The 23,776-nt window shown below is 74.6% G+C and carries 22 protein-coding genes; 8 read left to right on the top strand and 14 right to left on the bottom strand.

Translation table 11 applies throughout. The features are described from left to right. Positions 1 to 47: 47 nt before the first annotated feature. The 3 genes from ACN9MM_RS04700 to ACN9MM_RS04690 form a co-directional block, all read right to left on the bottom strand. A complete protein-coding gene (locus ACN9MM_RS04700) occupies positions 48 to 974 on the bottom strand; it encodes an ABC transporter permease (RefSeq protein WP_426362433.1) in 927 nt (308 codons plus the stop codon). Further along, complete coding sequence (locus ACN9MM_RS04695) at positions 971 to 2,095, bottom strand: LLM class flavin-dependent oxidoreductase (protein ID WP_426362432.1); 1,125 nt, start codon at positions 2,093 to 2,095, stop codon at positions 971 to 973. Before ACN9MM_RS04695 ends, ACN9MM_RS04700 begins: the two co-directional genes overlap by 4 nt. 201 nt (positions 2,096 to 2,296) lie before the next feature. Beyond that, a complete protein-coding gene (locus tag ACN9MM_RS04690) occupies positions 2,297 to 2,404 on the bottom strand; it encodes a putative leader peptide (protein ID WP_426362431.1) in 108 nt (35 codons plus the stop codon). A 189-nt stretch (positions 2,405 to 2,593) separates the two neighbouring features. On the opposite strand from ACN9MM_RS04690, the gene ACN9MM_RS04685 reads away from it, so the two are divergent. Continuing rightward, entirely contained in the window at positions 2,594 to 4,009 is a 1,416-nt protein-coding gene (locus ACN9MM_RS04685) for a hypothetical protein (protein ID WP_426362430.1), read from the top strand. Between the two features lie 43 nt (positions 4,010 to 4,052). Here the strand turns inward: ACN9MM_RS04685 and ACN9MM_RS04680 are convergent, their stop codons facing one another. Both ACN9MM_RS04680 and ACN9MM_RS04675 read right to left on the bottom strand, forming a co-directional pair. Continuing rightward, positions 4,053 to 4,727, bottom strand: a complete 675-nt coding sequence (locus ACN9MM_RS04680; protein WP_426362429.1) for a GntR family transcriptional regulator — start codon at positions 4,725 to 4,727, stop codon at positions 4,053 to 4,055. A 66-nt stretch (positions 4,728 to 4,793) separates the two neighbouring features. After that, positions 4,794 to 6,005, bottom strand: a complete 1,212-nt coding sequence (locus ACN9MM_RS04675) for a CaiB/BaiF CoA transferase family protein (RefSeq protein WP_426362428.1) — start codon at positions 6,003 to 6,005, stop codon at positions 4,794 to 4,796. Between the two features lie 200 nt (positions 6,006 to 6,205). Here ACN9MM_RS04675 and ACN9MM_RS04670 point away from each other — a divergent pair, with 200 nt between their 5' ends. Then, positions 6,206 to 7,387, top strand: a complete 1,182-nt coding sequence (locus tag ACN9MM_RS04670; RefSeq protein WP_382858566.1) for an acyl-CoA dehydrogenase family protein — start codon at positions 6,206 to 6,208, stop codon at positions 7,385 to 7,387. 21 nt (positions 7,388 to 7,408) lie between these two features. Here ACN9MM_RS04670 and ACN9MM_RS04665 read toward each other — a convergent pair whose 3' ends face one another. Next, on the bottom strand, positions 7,409 to 7,912 hold the full coding sequence (locus ACN9MM_RS04665) for an FBP domain-containing protein (RefSeq protein WP_426362427.1): 504 nt from the start codon (positions 7,910 to 7,912) through the stop codon (positions 7,409 to 7,411). Positions 7,913 to 7,990: 78 nt separating this feature from the next. Next, complete coding sequence (locus tag ACN9MM_RS04660) at positions 7,991 to 9,460, bottom strand: PLP-dependent aminotransferase family protein (RefSeq protein WP_426362426.1); 1,470 nt, start codon at positions 9,458 to 9,460, stop codon at positions 7,991 to 7,993. Between the two features lie 99 nt (positions 9,461 to 9,559). Between ACN9MM_RS04660 and ACN9MM_RS04655 the strand changes: the two genes are divergently transcribed. Both ACN9MM_RS04655 and ACN9MM_RS04650 read left to right on the top strand, forming a co-directional pair. After that, positions 9,560 to 9,742 carry a hypothetical protein gene (locus ACN9MM_RS04655; protein ID WP_426362425.1) on the top strand — a complete coding sequence of 61 codons (183 nt, stop codon included), beginning with the start codon at positions 9,560 to 9,562 and terminating at the stop codon, positions 9,740 to 9,742. Continuing rightward, positions 9,739 to 10,329, top strand: a complete 591-nt coding sequence (locus ACN9MM_RS04650) for a universal stress protein (RefSeq protein ID WP_426362424.1) — start codon at positions 9,739 to 9,741, stop codon at positions 10,327 to 10,329. The genes ACN9MM_RS04655 and ACN9MM_RS04650 overlap by 4 nt, the downstream gene beginning before the upstream one ends. Positions 10,330 to 10,439: 110 nt before the next feature. Here ACN9MM_RS04650 and ACN9MM_RS04645 read toward each other — a convergent pair whose 3' ends face one another. Then, complete coding sequence (locus ACN9MM_RS04645) at positions 10,440 to 11,840, bottom strand: DUF6777 domain-containing protein (protein WP_426362423.1); 1,401 nt, start codon at positions 11,838 to 11,840, stop codon at positions 10,440 to 10,442. A gap of 84 nt (positions 11,841 to 11,924) precedes the next feature. On the opposite strand from ACN9MM_RS04645, the gene ACN9MM_RS04640 reads away from it, so the two are divergent. Next, positions 11,925 to 13,259, top strand: coding sequence for a streptophobe family protein (locus tag ACN9MM_RS04640; RefSeq protein ID WP_426362422.1), 1,335 nt, complete (start codon positions 11,925 to 11,927; stop codon positions 13,257 to 13,259). Positions 13,260 to 13,404: 145 nt separating this feature from the next. Here the strand turns inward: ACN9MM_RS04640 and ACN9MM_RS04635 are convergent, their stop codons facing one another. Genes ACN9MM_RS04635 through ACN9MM_RS04625 form a run of 3 tightly spaced genes read right to left on the bottom strand, consistent with a single transcriptional unit; the run spans position 13,405 to position 17,903 of the window. After that, complete coding sequence (locus ACN9MM_RS04635) at positions 13,405 to 14,418, bottom strand: serine/threonine-protein kinase (RefSeq protein WP_426362421.1); 1,014 nt, start codon at positions 14,416 to 14,418, stop codon at positions 13,405 to 13,407. After that, positions 14,415 to 15,065 (bottom strand): hypothetical protein, encoded by a 651-nt coding sequence (locus tag ACN9MM_RS04630; RefSeq protein WP_426362420.1) that lies wholly within the window; start codon positions 15,063 to 15,065, stop codon positions 14,415 to 14,417. Before ACN9MM_RS04630 ends, ACN9MM_RS04635 begins: the two co-directional genes overlap by 4 nt. A 45-nt stretch (positions 15,066 to 15,110) precedes the next feature. Next, complete coding sequence (locus ACN9MM_RS04625) at positions 15,111 to 17,903, bottom strand: FHA domain-containing protein (RefSeq protein WP_426362419.1); 2,793 nt, start codon at positions 17,901 to 17,903, stop codon at positions 15,111 to 15,113. Between the two features lie 100 nt (positions 17,904 to 18,003). On the opposite strand from ACN9MM_RS04625, the gene ACN9MM_RS04620 reads away from it, so the two are divergent. Continuing rightward, positions 18,004 to 18,666 (top strand): TetR/AcrR family transcriptional regulator, encoded by a 663-nt coding sequence (locus ACN9MM_RS04620; protein ID WP_426362418.1) that lies wholly within the window; start codon positions 18,004 to 18,006, stop codon positions 18,664 to 18,666. Here the strand turns inward: ACN9MM_RS04620 and ACN9MM_RS04615 are convergent. After that, positions 18,630 to 19,436 (bottom strand): class II aldolase/adducin family protein, encoded by an 807-nt coding sequence (locus ACN9MM_RS04615; RefSeq protein WP_426362417.1) that lies wholly within the window; start codon positions 19,434 to 19,436, stop codon positions 18,630 to 18,632. The genes ACN9MM_RS04620 and ACN9MM_RS04615 overlap by 37 nt on opposite strands. 104 nt (positions 19,437 to 19,540) lie before the next feature. Beyond that, positions 19,541 to 20,356 carry a DUF3626 domain-containing protein gene (locus tag ACN9MM_RS04610; protein ID WP_426362416.1) on the bottom strand — a complete coding sequence of 272 codons (816 nt, stop codon included), beginning with the start codon at positions 20,354 to 20,356 and terminating at the stop codon, positions 19,541 to 19,543. A 149-nt stretch (positions 20,357 to 20,505) separates the two neighbouring features. On the opposite strand from ACN9MM_RS04610, the gene ACN9MM_RS04605 reads away from it, so the two are divergent. Beyond that, complete coding sequence (locus ACN9MM_RS04605; protein WP_426362415.1) at positions 20,506 to 21,183, top strand: ThuA domain-containing protein; 678 nt, start codon at positions 20,506 to 20,508, stop codon at positions 21,181 to 21,183. A gap of 99 nt (positions 21,184 to 21,282) precedes the next feature. After that, positions 21,283 to 22,680 (top strand): NADP-dependent succinic semialdehyde dehydrogenase, encoded by a 1,398-nt coding sequence (locus ACN9MM_RS04600; RefSeq protein WP_426362414.1) that lies wholly within the window; start codon positions 21,283 to 21,285, stop codon positions 22,678 to 22,680. 63 nt (positions 22,681 to 22,743) lie between these two features. On the opposite strand, the gene ACN9MM_RS04595 is transcribed toward ACN9MM_RS04600, so the two are convergent. Then, positions 22,744 to 23,772, bottom strand: a complete 1,029-nt coding sequence (locus ACN9MM_RS04595) for a PHP domain-containing protein (RefSeq protein ID WP_426362413.1) — start codon at positions 23,770 to 23,772, stop codon at positions 22,744 to 22,746. Positions 23,773 to 23,776 lie beyond the last annotated feature (4 nt).

The following is a 23,776-nucleotide window of genomic DNA, read 5'->3' as shown; positions in this document are numbered from 1 at the left end:
TTCGGGGAGGACGGGAGGGGAATCGGGTGAAGGGGGGAAGCCGGGGATCAGGCGCGGCCGCGCCACGGGACGGCGGTTCGCTCCAGGCCCTTGAACAGCGCGTCGAGGACGATCCCGGAGAGGCCGATCGCGATGATCCCGGCGATGACGACGTCGGTCTGGTTGTAGCGCTGGGCGTCCCGGATCATGCCGCCGATGCCGGGGACGCCGTTGATGGTCTCGGCGGCGACGACGGAGGTGTACGCGATGCCGACCGCGATCCGTACCCCCGTGAGGATCTCCGGCAGCGCGGCGGGCAGCCGGATGGAGAAGAGCAGCGCCGCCGGGCCCGCGCCCAGGGCCCGTCCCGCCTCCACGAGGTCGGCGGGGACGCCCCGCACGGCGGCCGCCGTGGCGGCGGCGATCGGCGGGAGGGCGGCGATCAGCAGCAGCCAGATCTTCGGGGACTCGTCGATGCCGAACCAGATGACCAGCAGGGAGAGGTACGCCAGTGGGGGCAGCGTACGCAGGAAGGTGACGGCCGGCTCCAGGACCACGGCGAGCGGCTTCACCGCACCGATCAGCAGCCCCAGGGGGATGCCGACGAGGGCGGCGTAGCCCGTGCCGATGGCGATCCGGCGCAGGGAGACCGCCAGATGCTCGACGAGCAGGTGGTCGCTGATGCCGCGCACCCCGTCGTGGACGGTCGACGCCCGGACGAAGGCCTGCCACACGTAGCCGGGGGAGGGGACGAGGACCCGGGGCCAGAGACCGGCGGTGACCACCGCCTGCCACGCGGCGAGGAGCACCACGAGCGCGAGGAGCCGCAGCGCGCCCCAGCGCAGCGCGGCCACCCCGGCCCGGGTGCCACGGTCCGGCCGGGCGGAGGCGGGGGCGTTCCGGGGGGTCTTGCCGGGCGCCTGGCCGGATCCGTCGCCGGACGGGTTCCCTGCGGCGTCCGGGGCCTGCTCGCCCGTGGTGTCGACGACGGTCATGCCGCCACCTGCCCGTCCGTCGCTCCGGTGAGCGCCCGCAGCCGGGGCGCCACCTCCTCGCCGACGCGGTAGGCCTCTTCGAGGTGCGGGTAGCCGGAGAGGACGAACTCGTCGATGCCGGCCTGCCCGTACTCGAAGAGCCGCCGCGCGACCTCGTCGTGCGAGCCGACGAGCGCGGTCCCGGCGCCCTCGCGGACGAGGCCTATGCCCGCCCACAGGTTGGGCGCGACGGTCAGGCTTTCGGCGGAACCGCCGTGCAGCGCGGTCATCCGGGCCTGCCCGGTGGAGTCCATACGGGCGAACCGTTCCTGCGAGGCGCGGACCGCCTCGGGGTCGAAGCCGGCGAGTATGCGGTCGGCCTCCTGCCAGGCCTCGGCGGAGGTGTCCCGGGTGATGACGTGGAGGCGGATGCCGAAGCGCAGGGTGCGGCCCGCCCGCGCGGCCCCGGCCCGTACCCGCGCGACGCGTGCGGCGACGGCGGCAGGGGGCTCGCCCCACAGCAGCTGCACCTCGGCGTGGCGCGCCGCGACCTCCTCGGCCTCCGGGGAGGCGCCACCGAAGTAGAGGGGGACGGGGGTGCCGAGGGAGGGCGCCGCCAGGCGGGCGTCCTCCACGCGGACGTGGCATCCGTTCAGGGTGACGGCCGACCCGTCGAGCAACTCGCGGACGACACGCATGAGTTCTCCGGTCCTGACGTACCGCTCGTCCTTCGGGAGGTGGTCGCCGTACGCCTTCTGCTCCACCGGGTCGCCGCCGGTCACCACGTTCAGGGCGATGCGGTCGCCGAAGAGGCGCCGGAAGGTGTCCGCCTGCTGCGCGATCAGCGTGGGCTGGGTGAGCCCGGCGCGGAACGCGACGAGGAACCCGATTCGTTCCGTCACCGCGGCGAGGGCCGAGGTCAGCACCCACGGGTCCACACAGCCGAGGCCCACGGGTGTCAGCAGCCGTGAGAATCCAGCCTGTTCGGCCGCGCGGGCCACCTGGGCCAGATAGCCGAGGTCGGCCCCGCGGCGGGTCGCGGCGGCGGAGCGGCCCTGGACGGCGGTGACCCCGCCGGGGTCGCGGCCGTCGCCGCCGGTGGGCAGGAACCAGTGGAGGACGGGTGCGGTGGAAGAGGACATGCGGACGTACCTCGGGGAGGAGCGGGGCCCGGACGGGTGCGCGTGGCACCCCGTCAGGCGCGGGGAGCGTGAAAGGAGGCCCGGGAGGACGGGGCCGTGAGAGGCGTCAGGGGCGGCACGAACGGCCGGCGTCGCGGGACGGCCGGCGGTACGAGGACGTGCGGAGAGCCGCAGGAGGGCTCAGGGGCGGTTCGCCTGACGTCAGGCCGTGCGGTAACAGGCCACGTGGCGACAGGACTCGGACCGACACAGCATCCCCGCGACACGCAGAAGATCCACGTGGCGGCGGGAGACGAGGGCGGGAGTCATGCGGGCATCCTTGCCCCGGCGGCGTCCGGCTCACAAGTCGCGTCCGCGATGCGGACGGTGGCGTCTCGATCGTCGGGACGGTGGCCCGGCTCCGTGCGTGCTCGGAGCGGTGGCGGGCCGTTGGCGATAATGAGATCTTCCGTTCTCACCGAGATCTCCTGTTCTCACGAGTCCCCCGAAGAGCCACCTGTGATCGACAGCACCACGCCACTCCGGGCCACCGACCCGGCCGAGACGCGCGCCGAGCGACGACGGCTCGTCGAGTCGGTCGGGGCCCACCGCCGACTCCTCGCGGCACGACGCCCGTTCGAGCTCGGGGACCGGCGGCGGCTGGACCGCGAGGCGGCGGAGCGGTCCCGTGCCGGGGCACGGCACGGCAAGGCGCTCCAACGCGTCCACGAGAAGCGGGCCAGGCGCGAACGGTCCCTCACCGCCGAGCTGAACGGCCTCGACGGGAAGCGGGCCGGACAAGAACGCCGGGCACTCGCCGTACTGCGTCGCGAGGCCGTCGAACGGTCCCTGCGCGGCACGCGCCTGACGGCGGGCGAGGTGAACGGCGTCGGCGCCGGACTGGTCCGCGACCTCGCGGCACAGGGCATCAGGACGGCCGCCGACTTCACCCGCGTCAGCTGGGGCAAGGCCCCCGGCGGACGCGGCGGCGACGTCCTCTACATCCACCGCACCCAGGGCCGCAAGGTCCACATCAACGGCATCGGCGAGCACCGGGGCAGACCCCTGATGGAATGGCGCCGGGCCGCCGTCGCGCGGGCCGAGGCACGCGCGCCGCACGAACTGCCGCCGGACGAGCGGCACCGCATCGAGGAGATCGTCGGGAAGGAGAGGGCCCGCCTCCGGGCGGAGCTCGCCGAACTCCCCAAGACCTCCGAGACCGCCGGCGCCGAAGCCGAACGGCTCCACGCCGAGCGCCTGGCGGCGCTGACCGCGGCCGAGCGCGAGGCGGCCGAGGAGGCCGCGCGGCGCAGGGCCGCGTTCGACGAGACGGCCGAGCGGCTGCTCGCCCTCCGGGCCGAACTGGCCGCCCACGTCGACCGGTACGGCGATCTCGGGTTCCGCGACCGCCGGGCGCGCTCCCGGGCGCTCCGCCCGCTGCCGGCGCCCCCGGAGGCCCGGGGGACCGCCGCCCCGCCGGTGATCCCGGCCCCGCGCGCTCCGGAGGCGGGGGTGCGGGAGGGCGGCGAGGCCGTGGAATCCGCCGGGGTCCCGACCGCGTCCGGCGTCCGGGCGAGCCTGGGCTGGCTCGTGCCGGTCGCCTTCTTCGCGGTGACCGCGCTGTTCGGCGCGGGTGTGACGGCCGCGACGCCCCTGTGGTTCGTCGTCGCGGGCCGCCTGGTGGCGCTGGTCATGACCGCGGAGCTGCTGCGGCTGTGGATCCCGCGCAGGGACTGGCGTACGGCGGACGCCATGCCCCGTGGCACCGGGTTCCTCGCGGCGGGCGTCTTCCTGGGTCTTGTGGCCGCGAGCATGTTCACGGACCCGCTGTACGCGTCGGACGGCGCCCCCTGGGCCCTGGCGGTCGTGTCCGCGCTCCTCGTGGGGGCGGGCGCGGTCCGGCGCACGGGCGGCGGGCCGGGCGCGGCGGGGTGAGGCCGCTCCCTCCGGGGCGCAGGGCCCCGTCGCCCGGGTGAGGTCAGTCCCCTGCCGGGGCTTCCAGGACCTCGCGCAGCGCCGCCACCGCGTGGGCGCGGTGCTCGTCGAGCCGGTCGACGGTGGCCTCCTCGTCGCGGCGGCGGAGGGCGGAGATCACGGCCCGGTGCTCCCGCACGGCCTGCTCACGGTGCGGGGCGTCGGTGTAGTAGAGCGAGCGGTACGCGTCGGTGGAGTCCCACAGGGTCGTGATGAGGCGGACCAGGCGCGGCATCCCGGAGGCCTCGATCAGGGTGAAGTGGAAGCGACGGTTCGCCGCGGCCATGGCGGTCACGTCCCCCGCGTCCGCGGCCCGTTCCACCTCGCGCTGGATCCCCTCCAGCGTCCCGACCGTGCCCTCCGGCAGCCGCCGCACGGCCGTGCGGACCGCCTCGGTCTCCAGGAGTTCCCGGATCCGGTAGATCTCCTCCAGGTCGGCGAGGGAGAGCTCCGCGACGAAGTAGCCCCGGTGGACGTGGTGGACGACGAGGCCCTCGGCCTCCAGGGCCTTCAGGGCCTCCCGGAGCGGCACCCGGCTCACCTCGAACCGGGCCGCCAGGGCCTCCTGACGGATCGGACCGCCGGGCCTGAGCTCCCCGCTGGTGATGGCGCGCCGCAGTTCCTCCAGGACGAACTGCTGGGCGGTCTGCGGCCGCCGCTTCTGCACCGCGCTGCTCATCGCCTGTGACCTTCCGTTCCCTCACGTCGCCGGTGGCGGCCCCCGCCGCCGGTGCCGACCATCTTCCTACGCGCCGCTGTTCCCCGCCGACGCCCTGTGGACAGCTCGTCCCAGCTCGGACCGCACGCCGTCGGTGTGCTCGCCGAGGCGCGGGGGAGCGGTGCGGTAGGAGGGCGGGGTGGCGCCGAGCCGGATCGGGTGGGCGACCTGACCGGGTCCCGCCGCGGACTCCGGGACGCGCGGGGCGAGCCCCAGGCGGTCGGCGAGGTCGAAGGCGGCCGCCAGGTCGTTGATCGGCCCGCAGGGCACGCCGGCCGCGGTGAGCTCCTCGAACCAGGCGTCGGCGGTGCGGGTGGCGAGCGGGGCGGCGAGGGCCTCGACCAGCTCCTCCCGGTGGGCGACCCGGGCCGTGTTCGTCGCGAAGCGGGGGTCCTCGCCGAGCTCCGGTCGTCCGAGCCGCGCGCACAGGGTCCTGAACTGGCGGTCGTTGCCGACGGCGAGGACCAGCGGCCGGTCCCGTGCCTCGAACACCTCGTAGGGCGCGATGCTCGGGTGCCGGTTGCCCATCGCGCGCGGCACGACCCCGGCCCCGAGGTGGGCGGCGGCCTGGTTGGTGAGCGCGGAGAGGAGGGAGGTGAGCAGGGAGACCTCGACCCGCTGGCCCTCGCCGGTGCGCTCCCGGTGCCGCAGGGCGGCGAGGATGCCGAGGCCCGCGTGGAGGCCGGTGATGACGTCGACCAGGGCGACGCCCGCCTTGGTGCCCTGCCCGTCCGGTTCTCCCGTCACGCTCATGAGGCCGCCCATGGCCTGCACGAGGAGGTCGTAGCCCGGCAGCCGGGCGCCCTCGGCGGTGCCGAAGCCGGTCACCGAGCAGTAGACGAGCCCGGGGTTGTCCGAGCGCACGTCCTCGTACCCCAGGCCGAGCTTCTCCATCGTGCCCGGGCGGAAGTTCTCGACGAGGACGTCCGCGCGGTCCACGATCGCGCGGGCCGTGGCCAGGTCCTCGGGGTCCGTGAGGTCGAGCGACACGGAGCGCTTGTTCCGGTTCACGCCGAGGAAGTACGTGGCCTCGCCCGCCGCGAACGGCGGGCCCCACGCGCGCGTGTCGTCGCCGGAGCCCGGCCGCTCGATCTTGATCACGTCCGCGCCGAGGTCGGCGAGGAGCATCGTCATGTACGGCCCGGCCAGCACCCGGCCGAAGTCGGCGACGACGATTCCCGACAGGGCGCCGCCGTTCGCCGGTGGCGTCTCCGGTGTGCCCGGCTGATCTGCGTGCATGCGGCGTTCCTCGCTCCCGCTGGGGATACCGGAGAGTGGCGGCCGGACCCCGGCGGCCGGTGATCGGATCCCGGCGAACCGGTGATCGGATCCCATCGGACCGTAGGGCTCGGGTGTCGGATTTTCAATACTGGATCCAATATCCGATCTGCCGCTACGCTTCGGCTCGCCGAGTTGCCACAGTCGCCAGGAGGCCGTCCGTGAAGTCGCCGTCCACCCCCGTCCACCCCTTCGACCTGCTCGCCGTCGACGGACTCCTGACCGACGAGGAGCGGGAGATCCGGAACACCGTGCGCGCCGTCGCCGACCGCGAGCTGCGGCCGCACGTCGCCGGCTGGTTCGAGAAGGGCGAGATCCCCGCCCGCGAGCTCGCCCGCACCCTCGGCGGCATCGGCGTGCTCGGCATGCACCTGGAGGGCTACGGCTGCGCGGGCACCAACTCCGTCGCGTACGGCCTCGCCTGCCTGGAGCTGGAGGCCGTCGACTCCGGACTGCGCTCGCTCGTCTCCGTCCAGGGCTCCCTCGCGATGTACGCGATCTGGAAGTACGGCTCCGAGGAGCAGAAGCAGCGCTGGCTGCCGAAGATGGCGGCCGGCGAGTACATCGGCTGCTTCGGCCTCACCGAGCCGGACGCCGGATCGGACCCCGGCGCCATGCGGACCAACGCCAAGCGGGACGGCTCCGACTGGGTCCTCAACGGCACCAAGATGTGGATCACCAACGGTTCGGTCGCCGACGTGGCCGTCGTCTGGGCCCGGACCGAGGAGGGCGTGCGCGGCTTCCTCGTCCCGGCCGGTACCCCCGGCTTCAGCGCCCCCGAGATCAAGATGAAGCTCTCGCTGCGGGCCAGCGTCACCAGCGAACTGGTCTTCGAGGACGTCCGCCTCCCCGCCGACGCGATGCTCCCGGAGGCCCGCGGCCTCTCCGGCCCGCTCGGCTGCCTCAACGAGGCCCGCTTCGGCATCGTCTTCGGCGCCCTCGGCGCCGCCCGCGACTGCCTGGAGACCGCGATCTCCTACGCCAGGGACCGGGTCGTCTTCGCCCGTTCCCTCGCCTCCTACCAGCTGACCCAGCAGAAGCTCGCCGACATGGCCGTCGAGCTCGGCAAGGGCATGCTCCTCGCCCTCCACCTCGGCCGGCTCAAGGACGCGGGCACGCTCACCCCCGAACAGGTCAGCGTGGGCAAGCTGAACAACGTGCGCGAGGCGATCGCCATCGCCCGCGAGTGCCGCACGATCCTGGGCGCCAACGGCATCACCCTGGAGTACCCGGTGCTGCGCCACGCCAACAACCTGGAGTCGGTGCTCACCTACGAGGGCACGAGCGAGGTCCACTCCCTGGTCATCGGCAAGGCGCTCACCGGCGAGCAGGCCTTCCGCTGAGCCGGGACGCCGTCCCGCCCCTCAGCCCGCCGTCACCCGGTCGAGGAACGCGTCCAGGTTGCCCGTCAGACGGGCGACCTGCTCGTCGAGGGTGAGGGACTCCTCGTGGCGCCGGTGGCGCAGCTTCGGCTGCCTCCGGCCCCGGACGTAGAGGGAGCACGCGAGGTCCGCGCACAGGTAGATCCCGACCGTGTTCCCCTCGCGGCCGCGGCTGCCCGCCAGCGGTGCCACCAGGAGCGTGACGCCGGAGGAGGCGTGCGCGGTCAGACAGACCTGGCACATGCTCGACTTCACGGCGCTGGTCCGCCCGGTGGCCGGGACGCGCAGCGACACCCCGAGCGGCCCGTCCTCGCGCGGTACGACCAGGTGCGCCCGCAGCGGCGCGCCCGGGTCGACCCAGCCGAGGAAGTCCAGGTCCTCCCAGGGGAGTTCGGCGAAGTCCAGGGGCAGCTTGAGGCGCGCCGCCTCGCCCTTGGTGCAGTTCACGAAGGACGCGCGGATCTGTTTGTCGGTCAGTGGTTCCACTCGGTGGACCGTACACGGACCACCGGGGACCGGGCATCCGAATATGGCCCCGCGATGCACGGCCCCCGCGGTGCCGGGTCAGGCCACCCAGTCCGGCAGGGCCGGGTCGGCGAAGCGCCCCGGGGCGCCGTCCAGAGCCGCCGCGAGCCGCTCCGCCGCCGCGTCGTACACGTCGGCCGGGAGCGTGAACGGGATCCGCAGCCGGTGCTCGTGCGTGCCCGGGTCCACCCCGAACCGCGCCCCGCCCTCCACCCGTACCCCGTGCCGCAGCGCGCGGCCCGCAAGGGAGGAGGCGACCGGACGGCCCAGGTCGATCCAGAGGCACATCCCGCCCGGCGGCACCGCCCACCGCCACTCGGGCACGTGGCGGGCGAGGGCGTCGGTCAGCGCGGACCGCCGCAGCCGCAGCTCGTCGAGGCGCCGCGGCAGGATCACGTCGAGACGGTCCATCAGGGCGACGGCCACCAGCTGGTCGAGCACGGAACCGGAGAGGTCGGCGGTGATCCGGACCCGGGCCAGCTCGGACACCACGCGGGACGCGGCCCGCACCCAGCCGACCCGCAGCCCGCCCCAGCAGCTCTTGCTCAGCGAGCCCACGGAGACGATCTGCTCGCCGTCGCCCCCGCCGGCCGCCGCCGCGAACGGCACCGGCGCCGGCACGTCCAGGGCCATGTCCGTCAGCGTCTCGTCGACCACCAGCCAGGTCCCGGTGGCCCGCGCGGACCGGGCGAGCTCCCGGCGCTGCTCCGCCGGCATCAGCCGCCCGGTCGGATTGTGGAAGTCCGGGATCAGATAGGCCAGACGTGGGGCGGTCTGTCGCAGCGCCGCGTCGACGAGCCCGGTGTCCCAGCCGGCCTCCGTCACCGGAACCGGCGTGATGCGGAGCATGCGCCCGCGCATCGCGTCGAGGGCGTTGGTGTACGAGGGGTTCTCGGCGAGCACCCGGTCGCCGGCCCGCCCGAGCAGCGTGAGCACCAGCGAGACGGCCTGCTGCGCGCCGGTCGTGACGAGGATCTGTTCCGGGAGCGTCGGCAGGCCCCGCGCCGTGTAGCGCGCGGCGATCGCGGCGCGCAGCGGGGGCAGTCCGTACGGGTGGTAGCCCTGCGAGCCCGCGTAGCGCGGCAGCTCGGCGGCGGCCGCCGCCAGCGCGGCGGACAGCTCCTCCTGCGGTGCCTGCGGGGCGGCGAGGGCCAGGTCGATGGTCGCGCCGGCGTCGTCCTGGAACGCACCGAGAACGGTCGGCGCCTGCCCGTCCGGCAGTGCGGTCCACGTGCCGGCGCCGCGCCGGCTGTGCGCGTAACCGCTCTCCCGCAGCAGGTCGTACGCCCCCGTCACGGTGGTCCGGCTCACCAGGAGCACCGCGGCGAGCTCCCGTTCGGCCGGCAGCCGCAGGCGCAGCGCCACCCGTCCGTCGAGCAACGCCTCCCGCACGGCCCGCGCGAGCTCCCGGTACCCGAACCTGCCCTCCGGGGGAGGGGTGAGGAGCGACGCGAGCTGCCGGCCCGTCAGGGTCCGGTCCGCGGTGTGGACCACACGTGCCACTGCCATGCCAATCACTCCTCATTGGCTCTGCTGTCCGGGCCAATAAGAGTACAGAGTCCTTTCCAGTGGCCTGGTGGCCACGTCCCCAGGGAGAGGAGACGACCGATGTCCGGACACTTCACCGACCGCGACGAGCGGATGTGGCAGCTGCGCGCCGAGGAGCGGGCGGCCCGCCCGCTGCCGATCGGAGCCTGGCTCCGGACCCTGCGCGCCAGGACGGCCCGCACCCCCGCGGAGCGCCGCGCCGCGACGACCGCGCCGCGCGCCCACGCCTGCGAACCGGCATGACCGGCCCGTCCCCGCGGGGCGGCGGCCGGATCGTCGTCGGCGTGACCGGCTCGCTCGCCTCGCTCGCCGCCCTGCGGCACGCGGCCGCCCTGGCCCGCCGCGAGGGCGCGCCGCTCCTGGCTGTACTGGTCTGGGAACCCCCCGAGGGAGAAGGACTCTTCGCCCGGGCGCCCGACCGGGCCTGGGCGCGCCTGTGGGGCGAGGACGCCCGGCGACGCCTGGAGGACGCGCTCCTCGACGGGCTCGGCGGCGTCCCCGCGGGCCTCCCCTTCGAGGGCAGGGTGATCCGGGGCGCCCCGGCGTCCGCGCTGTGCGCGGTCGCGGACCGCCCGGGGGACCTGCTGGTCCTCGGCTCGGCGCCGGGCCGGGGCCGGCTCGCCCGGCTGCGCCGCCGGCCGGTGCTGCGCGCGGCGCTGCGCCGCGCGACCGGTCCGGTCCTGGCCGTGCCGGGCCCGCTGCTGCTCCCGGGCGAGGCCCGCGTCCTGCGGCGGAACGCCCGTACCTCCGTACCGGAAGGACGGACCGGTACGGAGGTACGGGGCGGACGCGGCACCGGACCCACCGGGCCCGGGTGCCGCACGCTCTAGCCGGAGCCCTGGCACCTCCTCCACACCGACAACCACCACCACCGCTGCCACACCGCACGCGACGGACACCCACCCCTCACCCGCGTCGACAACGCCGCGGGTCGACGCGGCTAGCGGGTGCCGGACGCCATCGGGGAGACGGCCGCCGCCGAGCCGTCCGCCTGCGGCGACTGGCTCGTGAGGTCCGCCGGGCTCTCCGGCGCGACCGAGTCCGGGCTCGACGAGTCCGTGGCGGGGGACGAGTCCGGTGGGCTGGAGGAGTCGGACGGCGTCTCCGGCGAGGACGTCGACGCCGAGGGGGAGAGCGTCGAGGGGCACGGCGACGGGGTGGTCCCGCCGCTCGGCGTCGGGGTCTCCGTGCCCGTCACCGTCACGCACGGCACCGGCGAAGACGGGGACGAGCTGGACGTGGACGGCGAGGAGGACGTCGACGGGGAGACCGTGGGCGGCCGGGGCGGCGGCGGGGCGGGCCGGTCGTGCCCGCCGGTGTCGCCGTGCTGCCGCGCGAACCAGACGTCGTCCTGGGGGTCGTACACGACGAAGACGTTCACGACCGTCACCGAGGGCGCCACCACGACGACCTGCTGGGAGCTGAAGCCCTGCCACGGCGTGCCCGTCGTGCGCGGGGCCTTCTGCGGCACCGCGACGGACAGCGGATTGCCGCAGGCGCAGCGCACCCGGGGCACCCCGTGGCCGTCGACCATGACCGCCGTGCCGGCCTGGAGCACCGCCTGGTAGGTGGTCGGCGCGCCGTCGCGGAAGCCGTGGTTCGTCACCCGGGTGTCGACCCGGAGCTGAAGCGGGGTCAGGGACCTGAGATAGTCCGGCACGTCGGCGGGCGGGATCCCGATGACGGAGGCGAACGCCGCGTTCTTCGTGGGTTCGCCGGAGAGGTAGCGGACCTGCTGCTCGACGTCGCAGCTGGAGACCGACTTCGTGCCGCCGTAGAGACCCGGGGTCGACCCCGACACCTCGGGAACGGACGTGGCGGTACGGGGCGGCAGCGAGGCCGGCGGGGCGGAACCGCCGTCGGTGCGCGCCGTCGAGGGGGTGAACGGGTCGGGGCCCGCCGCGGAGGCGTTCTGCAGGAAGACCTCGCCGCCGGATCCCGTGGTGCCGTGATCGGTGTCGCCGGAGCGGTTGGTGAGGACGACGGCCAGGGCCGCTGCCGCGACGAGCACGGCGGTGACCGAGGCGACCTTCGGGACGGAGCGCCACCAGGGACCGCCACCGCCCTTGCCGGAGCCGCCCGTACCGCCGCCGGCCGGGCCGCGGCCGCCATTCCCGGAGTCGCCGCCGGAGTCACCGCCGCCGGATCCGCCGGAGGAGCCGCCGGACCCGCCACCCCCCGGGCCGGGGGGCGGTCCGGGCGGCGGTGGGGGGCCGGCGCTTCCCGGGCGTGTGCTCGGACCCGAGAGGGGGCCCGAGGGGGGACCTGTGGGGGGAACCGACGGAGGGCCGGACGGCGGGTGGGAAGTCACGTTTTTCCCTTTCTTCCGTTCCGCGCCCATTGTGTGTGCCGAACGGTGTCCACCCGCAAGCGGAGGCCCTTCGTCCGCAAGCGGACCCCCGGCACCGGTACTAGCGTGGGCAGGGTGACGAGCAGTCGGCTCCCCACCTCCGCGCGGTCCTCCGCGAACCCGGCCGGGTCCTACGCCCGCGTCGTCCTCCAGGCCCTGGCCGCCGTGGTCGCCGGGCTCGTCGCGATGGGCGTCGTCGCCGGTCTCGGCCTCTGGGCCGCGGGCGCCGCCGACCTGCCCGGCGGCTTCGCCGCCGTCCTCGCCGCGGTCGTCGTCATGGCCTCGGGCGGCAAGGTCGAACTCTCCGGCGACGCGGGAGCCCTCGCCGGCACCCAGGCCGAACTGACCGCCATGCCGCTCACCGTCACCCTGGTGGGCGCACTGGTCACAGGCTTCTGCTTCCTGCGCCCCCTGCGCCACCACGCGGTGACCACCACCCGTGAACTCCTGCTCCGCGCGGCGAGCGTCGTCGTGCTCTGGCTGGCGGCCCTCGCGGGACTCTCGGCCCTCGCCCGCCACGACTTCCCCCTCACCCTCGGCGGCGGCACGTCCGACAACGCCCTCATGGACCTCTTCGGCGACCTCCTGGACGCCGCGAACCCCACCGTCGGCTTCCGCACCGACACCGGACCCACGCTCTTCTACGGGCTCCTGTGGATCCTCGGCGTGCTCGCCGTCGCCCTCCTCGTCTCCCGGCGGACCCCGCTGCCGCCCCGACTCGTCCGCTACCACGAACCCGTCCGGCCCGCCGCGTTCGCGATGCTCCTGCTGCTCCTCGCGTACGTCGTCGTCGGCCTCGTCATCGGGATCGTCGTCGCGGCCACCAAGGGCCACGCCGCGCAGACCCTCGCCGTCCTCCTCCTGGGCCTCCCCAACATCACCTGGCTCGCCCTCGGCGTCGGCATCGGCGGCTCGTGGCAGGGCAAGGCGGAAGGGCCCTTCGGCCTGCCCATGCCGCAGATCCTGGACGCCGTCCTGCGCGGCAACGGCGACAGCCCCGACCTCTCGACCGTCGACCTGTCCTCACTCGCCGCCCAGGACGCGCGCGCGTGGTGGCTGCTGCCCGTCGCCGCCGTCCTGGTGCTCGCCGCCGCCTTCTTCGCGGCCGTACGCTCCCCGGCCCGGATGTCGCTCTGGCAGCACTCCCTGCACCTGGGCATCGCCTTCGCGCTCACGATGCTCGTGGCCGCGCCGGTCACCCTCGTCGAGGCCCGCTTCGGGCTCTCGGTCCTCGGCATCGGCGACCTCGCCTCCCTCGGCGGCGAGGTGGTGCTCCGCCCGGACGTCTGGAAGACGACCGGCCTCGCCCTCCTCTGGGGCCTGGCGTTCGGCCTCCTCGGCGGCCTCCTCGCCTCCCGAGTCCACCGCAAGGGCGAGGTCGGGACCGGCGACAAGGAAGAGGGCCGGTAGCCCCGCGGGACGTCGGCCTGCCGCGCCTTGGCGGAACAGCGTCACCCACCCGGCTCTCGTGACGACCGCACCCCGCGCCGTGGCGGAACAGCCTCACCCACCCGGCTCTCGCGACGACCGCACCCCGCGCCGTGGCGGAACAGCGTCACCCACCCGGCTCTCGTGACGACCGCACCCCGTCCAGCTCCCGGAAGACCGGGCGCGCCCACGCGGGCGGGTCGGGCGGAGGACCGGGCTCCCGCGGTCCCCGCGCCACCACCGGGCCGCCCGGGTCCGTGTCGGACAGGGCGGCGCGCAGCGCGGAGACGAACTCCAGGCACGTCCCGTACCGCTCCTCGGGCGTCTTCGCCAGCGCCCTGGCGAACACCGCGTCCGCCGCCCCCGGCAGCCCCGGCCGCACCTCGGAGAGCGGCGGCGGAGGATCGTACTGCTGCGCCCACAGCACCGCCCAGTCGGACTCGCGGCGGAACGGCGGCACCCCCACCAGGGTCTCGAAGACCACGCACGCCAGGCCGTAGACGTCGCACCGGCCGTCCACCGGCTTGCCGGAGATCTGCTCGGGCGCCACGTAGTCCAGCGTCCCGACGAACTCGCCCACCGTCGTGAACCCCGTCAGCGACAGCGACTTCTTCGTCAGCCCGAAGTCGGTCAGGTAGACGTGCTCCGGGTGGTCGCCGTCGGTGCCCTCGGCGACCAGGACGTTGCCGGGCTTCACGTCCCGGTGCACCAGGTCGTGCGCGTGCGCCGCGTCCAGGGCCGAGGCCACCTGCGTCGCGATCCGGCCCGCCTTCACCGGCGGCAGCGGCCCCTCGCGGCGGAGCAGGGCCGCCAGGTCCTGCCCCGCCACGTACCGCATCGCGATGTACAGCACGCCCTCGGTCTCGCCCGCCTCGAAGACCGGCACGATGTGCGGGTGGTCGATCGAGGCGGCGACCCGCGACTCGTGCGCGAACCGCTTGCGGAAGGTGTCGTTGCGGGCCAGCTCGGGCGCCAGCAGCTTCAGCGCGACCGTACGGTCCAGGCGCAGGTCCAGCGCCCGGTACACGACCGCCATCCCGCCGCGCCCGATCTCGGCCTCCACCCGGTAGCCCGCGATCTCCTTGCCGAGCAGCCCGGAGGGCCGGCCCGCCGGGATCTCCGGGTCCCCGCCCGCCGTCATCGCTCCTCACCCGCCGGACCGGTCGGCCCCACGACCCGCGTCGGCGGCGGCCCGGCCGCCGGATCCACCTGTGGCACCACCTGCGTCGGCTCGTGGCCGGGCGAGGCCGCGGCGGGCTCCTCGGCCACCGGTACGGGGTCGGCCGAGGGCGCCGCCGACGTCGCGTACGTACGGAGGCCGACGCCGTCGCCGTACACCCAGCGCTCGTGCTCCGCGTCGTACAGCCACACCGACTCCCCGTCCACGACCATCCCGACCCGCAGGCCGCGGGTCCGCAGCCGGAAGCCCTCGCCGTCGAGACGCCCCGCGCCCAGCTCCTCCGCCGCCCTCCGGTACCGGCCGAGCGCGTCCTCCGCGCGCGCGATGAGCGGCCGGGGGTCGGCCGTCCTGGTCAGGGGACCGCCAGCCGCCGGAGGATCGTCCGGTACGGACACCAGGAGGCGCGCGTCGACCCACGCGGTCCAGCCGTTGGAGCACAGCACCCGGCCCCAGTCGCCGGTCCGCTCCTCCAGCCGCACGGGCAGGAAGGCGTCGAGGGGTGTCGTCGGCAGCCCCGGATCGGGCGCCTCCCAGGCGGAGAGTCCGGAGCGCGGCACCACATGCGTGGGCCGGAAGTCCGGTACGTACTCGGGTACGGGGACGCTCACGCCGTCACCTCCGCCACGGGGCCCCTCCGACCTGCGTCCATGGGTCTACCTCCGCATGACGACCGGCTCGTGGCGGCGCAGCAGCCGGGACACGGCCAGAGCGAGGACGAGACACAGCACCACCATCATGCCCATGTCGAACAGCCACGCCTCCGCCGTGTGCCGCATGAGCGGGTCGGCGGTCTTCTCGCTCGGCGCGGTCTTCCCGATGTCGATGGTCGCGCCCATCGCCGCGAACGCCCACCGCGAGGGCACCAGCCAGGCCAGCTGTTCGAGGACGGGCGTGCCGCGCACCTTCAGGAGCGCCCCGCAGAACACCACCTGCACGATCGCGAGGAGGACGAGCAGCGGCATCGTGACCTCCTCCTTGCGGACCAGCGCGGAGACCAGCAGACCGAGCATCATCGCCGTGAAGGCGAGGAGCGCCACCGCGAGGGTGATCTCGACGAGCGGGGGCATCAGGACGCCCTTGCCGCCGGGCACGTTCAGCGGCACACCGATGAGGGCCACCAGCGTCAGGACCACCGCCTGCACGACCGTGATCAGGCCGAGGACCACCACCTTCGAGGCGAGGTACGCGGAGCGGGACAGGCCGACGGCTCTCTCGCGCCGGTAGATCGTGCGCTCCTTGACCAGTTCGCGCACGGCGTTCGCCGCGCCGGTGAGGACCCCGCCCACACAGAGGATGAGCAGGACGTTCAGCGTCGACTCGGGGTTGAGGCTGCCCTCCGACAGGGCCCTGGCCATCGCGCCCATCACGAACGGCAGGGCGATCATGATGGCGAGGAAGGTCCGGTCCGCGGAGAGCGCCGCCGCGTAACGGCGGACGAGCGTCCTCAGCTGGGAGCCCCAGCTCTGCGCCTTCGGCGGCGGCGCCGGCTCCACGGCCGCCCGGCCGCCCGGGGGCACGGGGACGTCGGGGCGGGCCGTCGCGTCCGCGATGTACCGGCGGTGGAAGCGGGAGGAACGGTACTGCCCCGCCCAGTCGCGGCCCCGGTCGTTCTCGAAGGCCTCGAAGGCCTCCGGCCACTGCTCGAAGCCGAAGAAGCCCAGGGTGTCGGCGGGCGGCCCGTAGTAGGCGACCCGCCCGCCCGGCGCGAGCACGAGGAGACGGTCGCACACGTCGAGGCTGAGCACGCTGTGCGTGACCACGACGACCGTGCGCCCGTCGTCCGCGAGCCCGCGCAGCATGTGCATCACGGACCGGTCCATGCCCGGGTCGAGACCGGAGGTCGGCTCGTCCAGGAAGAGCAGCGAGGGCTTCGTGAGCAGTTCGAGGGCGACGCTCACCCGCTTGCGCTGGCCGCCGGAGAGGCTGTGGATCGGCTGCTCGGCGCGCTCCACGAGCCCCAGCTCTCGGATCACCTCGTCGACCCGGGCCCGCCGCTCGGCCGCCACAGTGTCCTCGGGGAAGCGGAGTTCGGCGGCGTACCCGAGGGCCCGGCGGACGGTGAGCTGGAGGTGCAGGATGTCGTCCTGCGGGACGAGACCGATGCGCTGGCGCAGCTCCGCATAGTCCTTGTACAGGTCACGGCCGTCGTACAGGACCGTGCCCCGGTCGGCCGGGCGCTGACCGGTGAGCGCGCCCAGGAGCGTCGACTTCCCGGCGCCGGACGGGCCGACGACCGCCAGCAGGCACTTCTGGCCCACCGGGAACGACACCTCGTCGATGAGGGTCCTGCGCCCGTGGTCGACGGTCACCGCGAGCGAGCGGACGTCGAGGGAGACCTCGCCGGTGTCGGTGAACTCGACGAGCTGCCCGCCGATCAGACAGAACGCGGACCGGCCGATGCCGACGATGTCCTCGGCGGTGACCCGGGCGTCCACGACGGGGGCGCCGTTGAGGAAGGTGCCGTTGTGACTGCCGAGGTCGTGGATCCGGTAAGTGCCGTCGGGCTGGGCCCGGAGCTCGGCGTGCCGCCGCGAGACGACCAGGTCGGCGACGACCACGTCGTTGTCGGGGGCGCGCCCGATCCGGATGGTGTGGGCCGGCAACGGCCGCACGGACGTCGGCTTCCGGAAGGTGCCGGTCGCGGCGGGATGCGCGACGGAGGGCGGCCGGAGGACCTCGGGGCGGGGGAAGCCGGGCGCTCCGGAGTCGGGGGCGTCGGGGCGGGGGGCCTCCGGCCCGGGGGGTTCGGGGGTCGGTGGTGCGGGTGCGGGTGCGGGTGGTTCGGGGGTCGGGGGTTCGGGCCAGGGCGTCTCGGGCAGCGGGGCCTTCGGCAGGTGTACGGAGGCGGGTACGACCCCGGCGTCCTGGGGCGGTCCGGCGGGGGGCGCTTCCGCGTCGGGCGGTGGTCCGGCGGGAGCGGGGGCAGGGGCGGGGGCGGGCTCCGCACCGGCCTTCGGCCCGGGGGCCTGCGCGGCGGCAGGCGCGCCGGCACTGGGCCTGGGGCCGCCGTCCACCGCCAGGGCGTCCGGCCCGGGGCCACCGTCCACAGCCCCCGCGTCCGGCCTCGGCCCATCGTCCGCCGCCCCCGCCCCGGGAGCCGGAGGGCTCCCCGCCGGGGGAAGGTCGCGGGTCGAGAGCACCGCGCGCGGTCCGTCGGCCGGATGGCCGAACCGTACGACCGTCCCGGGACCGACCTCCCGCGGCCGGGCGACCCGCAGACCGTCGGCGAACGTGCCGTTCGTACTGCCCTCGTCGACCAGCGTCCAGTGGCCGCCGACGGCGCGCAGCACCGCGTGGTGCCAGGACGCCCGGGCGTCCGCGAGCACGATGTCGCTGGTGGGGTCGCGCCCGATGCGATAGACGCGGCGCGGGTCGATGAGCGTCGCGTCCCCGTCGATCTCGAGGACCAGACCGGGCGCCGCGGGCGCGACGGGCCGCTCTGCCATGCGTGAATTTTATCCGCCGGTGCTGATCGCCGCCCGGGAAGAGGGCGCCGGTAAGGTGGGCGTCCGCCGCGCGAGCGGCCCGAACGAGGAGGACCCACCCGTGCCGAAAGGTGTCACCAGCCGCCGGCCCCGCACCCGCGCGGCGCTCCTGAAGGCGGCCCTGGAGACCTTCGCCGAGCACGGCTTCCACGCGACGACCATCGAGCAGATCTGCGAGCGCGCCGGCTACACGCGGGGCGCGTACTACTCGAACTTCGCGAGCAAGGAAGAGCTCTTCCTCGCCCTCTTCGACGAGCACAGCGAGCGGACGGTCCGGCGTCTCGCCGAGGCCATCGACGGGCTGAGCCCGGAGGAGTACACCCTGACCCGGCTCGCGGAGCTGGCCGCCCGCGTCGAACCGGACGAGCGGGAGTGGTACCTCGTCACCACCGAGTTCACCCTGCACGCCATCCGGGACCGGCAGGCCGCCTGGGTGCTCGCGCGCCACGACGAGCGGCTGCGGGCCGAGATCGCCCGCGGGCTCACGCTCGTCCTGCGCCGGGCCGGACGCGAACTGACCGTGGAGCCCGACCGGTTCGCCCGCCTCCTCATCGCCCTGCGCGAGGGCGGCCTCGCGCAGAGCTACGTGGAGCCGGCCGAGCTGCCGCCGGGGACGCTGGAGAGACAGTTCCTCGCCCCGCTCCTGGAGGCGACGACGCGGGAGATCCCCGGCCGGGGATCCCTCGGTCAGTCGAAGAGGTCCGGGTCGGACGCGGTGATCTGATCCCACAGCGGGCGCGCCTGGAACCAGCCGGCCAGGTGCCCGCCGATCTGCCCCCGGGTGAGCAGGGCCGTCTCGCGGTCGATGTGCTGCGGGGTGCCCGCCGCCATCGCGAGGAGCTGCGCCTGGCAGGAGCGCTCCATGGTGACGAACCACCACACGGCCTCGGCGACGGAGTGGCCGACGGTCAGCAGCCCGTGGTTCTTGAGGATGACGGCCTTGTGGTCGCCGAGTGCCTTGGCGACCCGCTCGCCCTCCTCGGTCTCGTTCACCACGCCCCGGTAGTCGTCGTAGATCCCGTGGTCCTCGAAGAACGCGCAGGCGTCCTGGGTGATCGGGTCGAGCGGGATGCCGAGGCTGGAGAAGGCCTTGCCGTGCAGGGAGTGCGAGTGCGCGGCGGCGACGGCGTCGGGGCGGGCGGCGTGGACCCGCGAGTGGATGACGAACGCGGCCCGGTTGACGGGCCGGCGGCCTTCGAGGACGTTGCCCTCGTGGTCCACGAGGATCAGGTCCGAGGCCTTGATCTGCGTGAAGCTCATGCCGAACGGGTTGACCCAGAAGGCGTTCGGGTCGCCGGGGTCGCGGACGGTGATGTGCCCGGCGACGCCCTCCGAGAAGCCGAACCTGCCGAAGATCCGGAAGCCGGCGGCGAGCTGCTCCTTGCGGTGGCGGCGCTCCTCCTCGACGGAGTCGAAGGAGGGCGGCAGGGGCACGATCGCGCCTTCGGGCAGCGGCCCGACGGCGGCGGCGAGTGCGGGCGGCACGGTGCTCATGACGGCTCCTCGGATTGCGGTGTGCGGTGTGCGGTGTGCGGTGTGCGCGGGCAGGACGCACGGCGCGCCAAAAGATACAGAGATGTATCCGATACGACAACGGATCAGGCGCCGGGCGCCCCGAAGCGGGCCAGGTAGTGCCAGACCTTCTTCACGTCCTGCGGGTCGTACCGCCCCGACGAGGCCGCCTCCTGGACGATCCGGGGGTCGAGGCGGCCGCCGACGGCGATCCGGGCCGCGAGCGCGACGTACTCCGGGCCCCGGAATCCGGGGTGCCGCCGCAGCTCGTCGACGGAGACGCGGAATCCCCCGTGCCACTCCACCGGACACGGCAACCGCCGCGCGGCCTCCTCCACCTCCGTACCCCGGTGGCTCGGGTCCAGGACCAGCGCCTCCACGTCCCGCCCGATCACGACGGGGCCGTGGACCTGTGCCTCGACGTAGTCGTCGAGCGGATCCTTCGCGTCGGCCTCGGCGAGGGCGATCAGGCCCATCCGGGACGCGACGCCGAAGTCGTCGGGCTCCAGGAAGCTGTCCGGGTAGCAGAAGGTCGCCCGGTCCAGGGCGGCGGCCGCGAGCCGCAGATGGGCGGAGCCGAAGCGGGGGGCCGCTCCGTAGGGGCGGCGGCGGAAGTCGAGGGCGCCGTAGACCGGCCGCGTCTCCGCCGGGGCCTCGTCGTAGGCTCCGCCGAACATGCGGCTCTCCCAGCGCCAGCGGTCTCCGCCGGGGCGGGCGGTGAGGCCGCCGTTGCCGGTGCCGGTGACGAACTGGGAGCGGTACACCCCCTCGTCCGCGAGCCGGTGGAGGAACGTCGGGTGGAAGTTGAGGGTGACCCGCAGGGCCGGGTCGAGCGGAGTGCCGGTGGAGCGGTCGGTCACATGGGTGAGGGCCCGCCGGGCGTGATCGTGGAGGGGTGTCATCGCGGCAGTGTGCCGGAGCGCGGGGGGTTGCGGCGCGGTTATTTCGGCCGATACGGTCAAGGCGGTGGGGAAAGCGCTTTCCCCCGTGTTCTCCCAGCTTTCTCCACCGCTCGCCCTCCCCGTCCCGCACCGTCCCCCGGAGCCCCCGCGTGCCCACCGCCGACGAGGTCCTGATCTACACCCGTACGGCGGGATACCGCCACGACTCGATCCCGGCCGGCGCCGCCGCTCTCGCCGAGCTCGCCCGGGGGCTCGGGCGGGCGGTCGAGGTCACCGAGGATCCGGGTGTCTTCACCCCCGAGCGGCTCCGCCGGTGCGCCGCCGTCGTGCTCCTGTCCACGACCGGCGAGGTCCTGACGCCCGAGGGCCGCACCGCCTTCGAGGCGTACCTCCGGGGCGGCGGCTCGCTGCTCTCCGTGCACGCCGCCGCCAACGCCGAACCGGACTGGCCCTTCTACGGCGAGCTGCTCGGCACCCGGTTCGACGGCCACCCCGAGGTCCAGCCCGGCCTCGTCCTCGTCGACGCCCCGGGCCACCCGGCGACCGCCCCGCTCCCGGAGCGCTGGGCCTGGACCGACGAGTGGTACAACTTCACGTCCCACCCCGGGGCCGGGGGCGCCCGGATCCTGGCCCGCGCCGACGAGTCCGCCTACCGGGGCGGCATCCACGGCGACGACCACCCCCTCGTCTGGTGCCGGGAGATCGACCGGGGGCGCTTCTTCTTCACCGCCCTCGGGCACGCCTCCGAGGCCTACCTCGACCCGGCGTTCCGCGCCCACCTCTCCGGCGCCCTGGCCTGGCTCACCGAGCAGGTCCGGCCCTCCTGAGTCCGCCGCCGCGGTCACCCCACCGCCCCGCCCCTGTTGCGCCGACGCCCAGGGAGCGGAAGGTTGCAGACGGGGGCCGATGGCAGGAGGAGAGACGTCATGGGCATCGCCACCGTGAACCCGGCGACCGGCGAGACGCTGCGCACCTACGACGCCCACGGGCCCGAGGAGGTCGAGCGGCGCATCGCCGCCGCGCACGAGGCCTACCGTCAGTACCGCACGACCCCCTTCGCCGAACGCTCCCGGCTTCTGCGCGCCGCCGCGGCCCTCCTCGACGAGGACAACGAGGACATCGCCCGCACCATGACCACCGAGATGGGCAAGCCCATCGCCGCCTCGCGCGCGGAGGCGGCGAAGTGCGCCAAGGCCATGCGCTGGTACGCCAAGAACGCCGAGGAGCTGCTCGCCGACGAGCACCCGGCCGACAGCGACGTCCAGGACTCCGGCGCGGACACGGCCCGGGTCCACTACCGGCCCCTCGGCCCCATCCTCGCCGTCATGCCGTGGAACTTCCCGCTCTGGCAGGTGATCCGCTTCGCCGCGCCCGCGCTCATGGCGGGCAACACCGGCCTCCTCAAGCACGCCTCCAACGTGCCGAGGACCGCGCTCTACCTGGGCGACCTCTTCCGTCGCGCCGGCTATCCCGACGGCTGCTTCCAGACTCTCCTCATCGGCTCCCGCGAGGTCGAGGGCGTCCTGCGCGACCCCCGGGTGGTGGCCGCCACCCTCACCGGGAGCGAACCCGCGGGCCGGGCCGTCGCCGCCGTCGCGGGTGACGAGGTGAAGAAGACCGTCCTGGAGCTCGGCGGCAGCGACCCGTTCATCGTCATGCCCTCCGCCGACATCGTCGGGGCGGTGAAGACGGCCGTCACCGCGCGCGTGCAGAACAACGGGCAGTCCTGCATCGCCGCCAAGCGGTTCATCGTCCACCAGGACGTGTACGACGACTTCTCGGAGCGCTTCACCGCCGCCATGAACGCCCTCACCGTCGGCGACCCCCTCGACGAGTCGACCGACGTGGGCCCCCTCGCCACAGAGCAGGGCCGGGCCGATCTGGAGGCGCTCGTCGACGACGCGGTGGCGCGGGGCGCCACCGCCCTCTGCGGCGGACACCGCCCCGAGGAGCCGGCGCTCCGGAACGGCTGGTACTACCGGCCCACCGTCCTCACCGGCATCACCCCGGAGATGCGGATCCACCAGGAGGAGGCCTTCGGCCCGGTCGCCACGGTCTACCCGGTCCGCGACGTCGAGGAGGCGGTGGCCGTCGCCAACGACTCCCCGTTCGGCCTCAGTTCCAACGTGTGGACGCGCTCCGCGGACGACGTCGCGTTCTTCGTCCGCGACCTGGAGGCTGGCGGCGTCTTCGTCAACGGCATGACGGCCTCGCACCCGGCACTGCCCTTCGGCGGGATCAAGCGCTCGGGGTACGGCCGTGAGCTGTCCGGGCACGGCATCCGCGAGTTCTGCAACGCGACCACGGTCTGGCAGCGCGCCTGACCGCCTTCGCTCCCTGACCGTCGTCCCTCGCTGACCGTCGTATCTCCCTGACCGTCGTCCCGGTCAGGCCGCCGTCCACTCCAACAGGCGTTCCACCGGCCAGGTGTTGATCACCCGGTCCTGCGGCACCCCGCACTCCTCCGCCCGCGCGCACCCCAGGATCTGCCATTCCAGCTGTCCGGGCGCGTGGGCGTCCGTGTCGACGGCGAAGTACGTGCCCGCCGCGACGGCGAGGCGCAGCAGCCGGCGCGGCGGGTCGAGGCGCTCCGGGCGGCTGTTGATCTCCACCGCCGTACCCGACTCGGCACACGCGGCGAAGACGCGCTCCGCGTCGAACTCGGACTCCGGCCGCAGCCGACCGCCCGCCACCAGCCGCCCGGTGCAGTGCCCGAGCACGTCCAACAGCGGGTCGCGTACGGCCCGTTCGAGACGACGGGTCATCGACCGGGCGTCCATCCGCAGCTTCGAGTGGACCGAGCCGACCACCAGATCGAGACGCGCGAGCAGCTCCGGCTCCTGGTCGAGCGAGCCGTCCTCCAGGATGTCGCACTCGATCCCGGTCAGGAGCCGGAAGGGCGCCCACTCCTCGTTGAGCCGCGCCACCACGTCCAGTTGCTCCCGCAGGCGCTCCGGTGACAGGCCCCGCGCCACCGTGAGCCGCGGCGAGTGGTCGGTGAGGACCGCCCACTCGTGCCCGAGGGCCGCCGCCGCACGGCCCATGTCCTCGATCGTGGCACCGCCGTCGGACCAGTCCGAGTGCAGGTGGCAGTCGCCGCGCAGGGCCGCCCGCAGCGTCTCGCCGCCCCCGCCGTCGCCCTCCGCGGGGCCCAGCGAGGCCTCCAGCTCCTCCTCCAGGTGTGCCAGGTACTCCGGCACCCGGCCCTCCAGGGCCTCGCGCACCACCGCGGCCGTCTTCGGGCCGACGCCCTTCAGCGACTCCAGGGTGCCCGCCGCCGCGCGCCGGGCCGCCTCGCCCTCCGGGAGGGCGCCGACGGCGGCCGAGGCCGTACGGAAGGCGCGCGCCCGGTAGCCCGGTGCCTGGGCGCGTTCGAGAAGGAACGCGATGCGGTTCAGGGCGGCCACGGGGTCCACGGTC

It is taken from the genome of Streptomyces sp. E-08, assembly GCF_049913095.1.
Lineage (GTDB): Bacteria > Actinomycetota > Actinomycetes > Streptomycetales > Streptomycetaceae > Streptomyces.
This window is presented reverse-complemented; position numbering and strand designations above follow the sequence as displayed.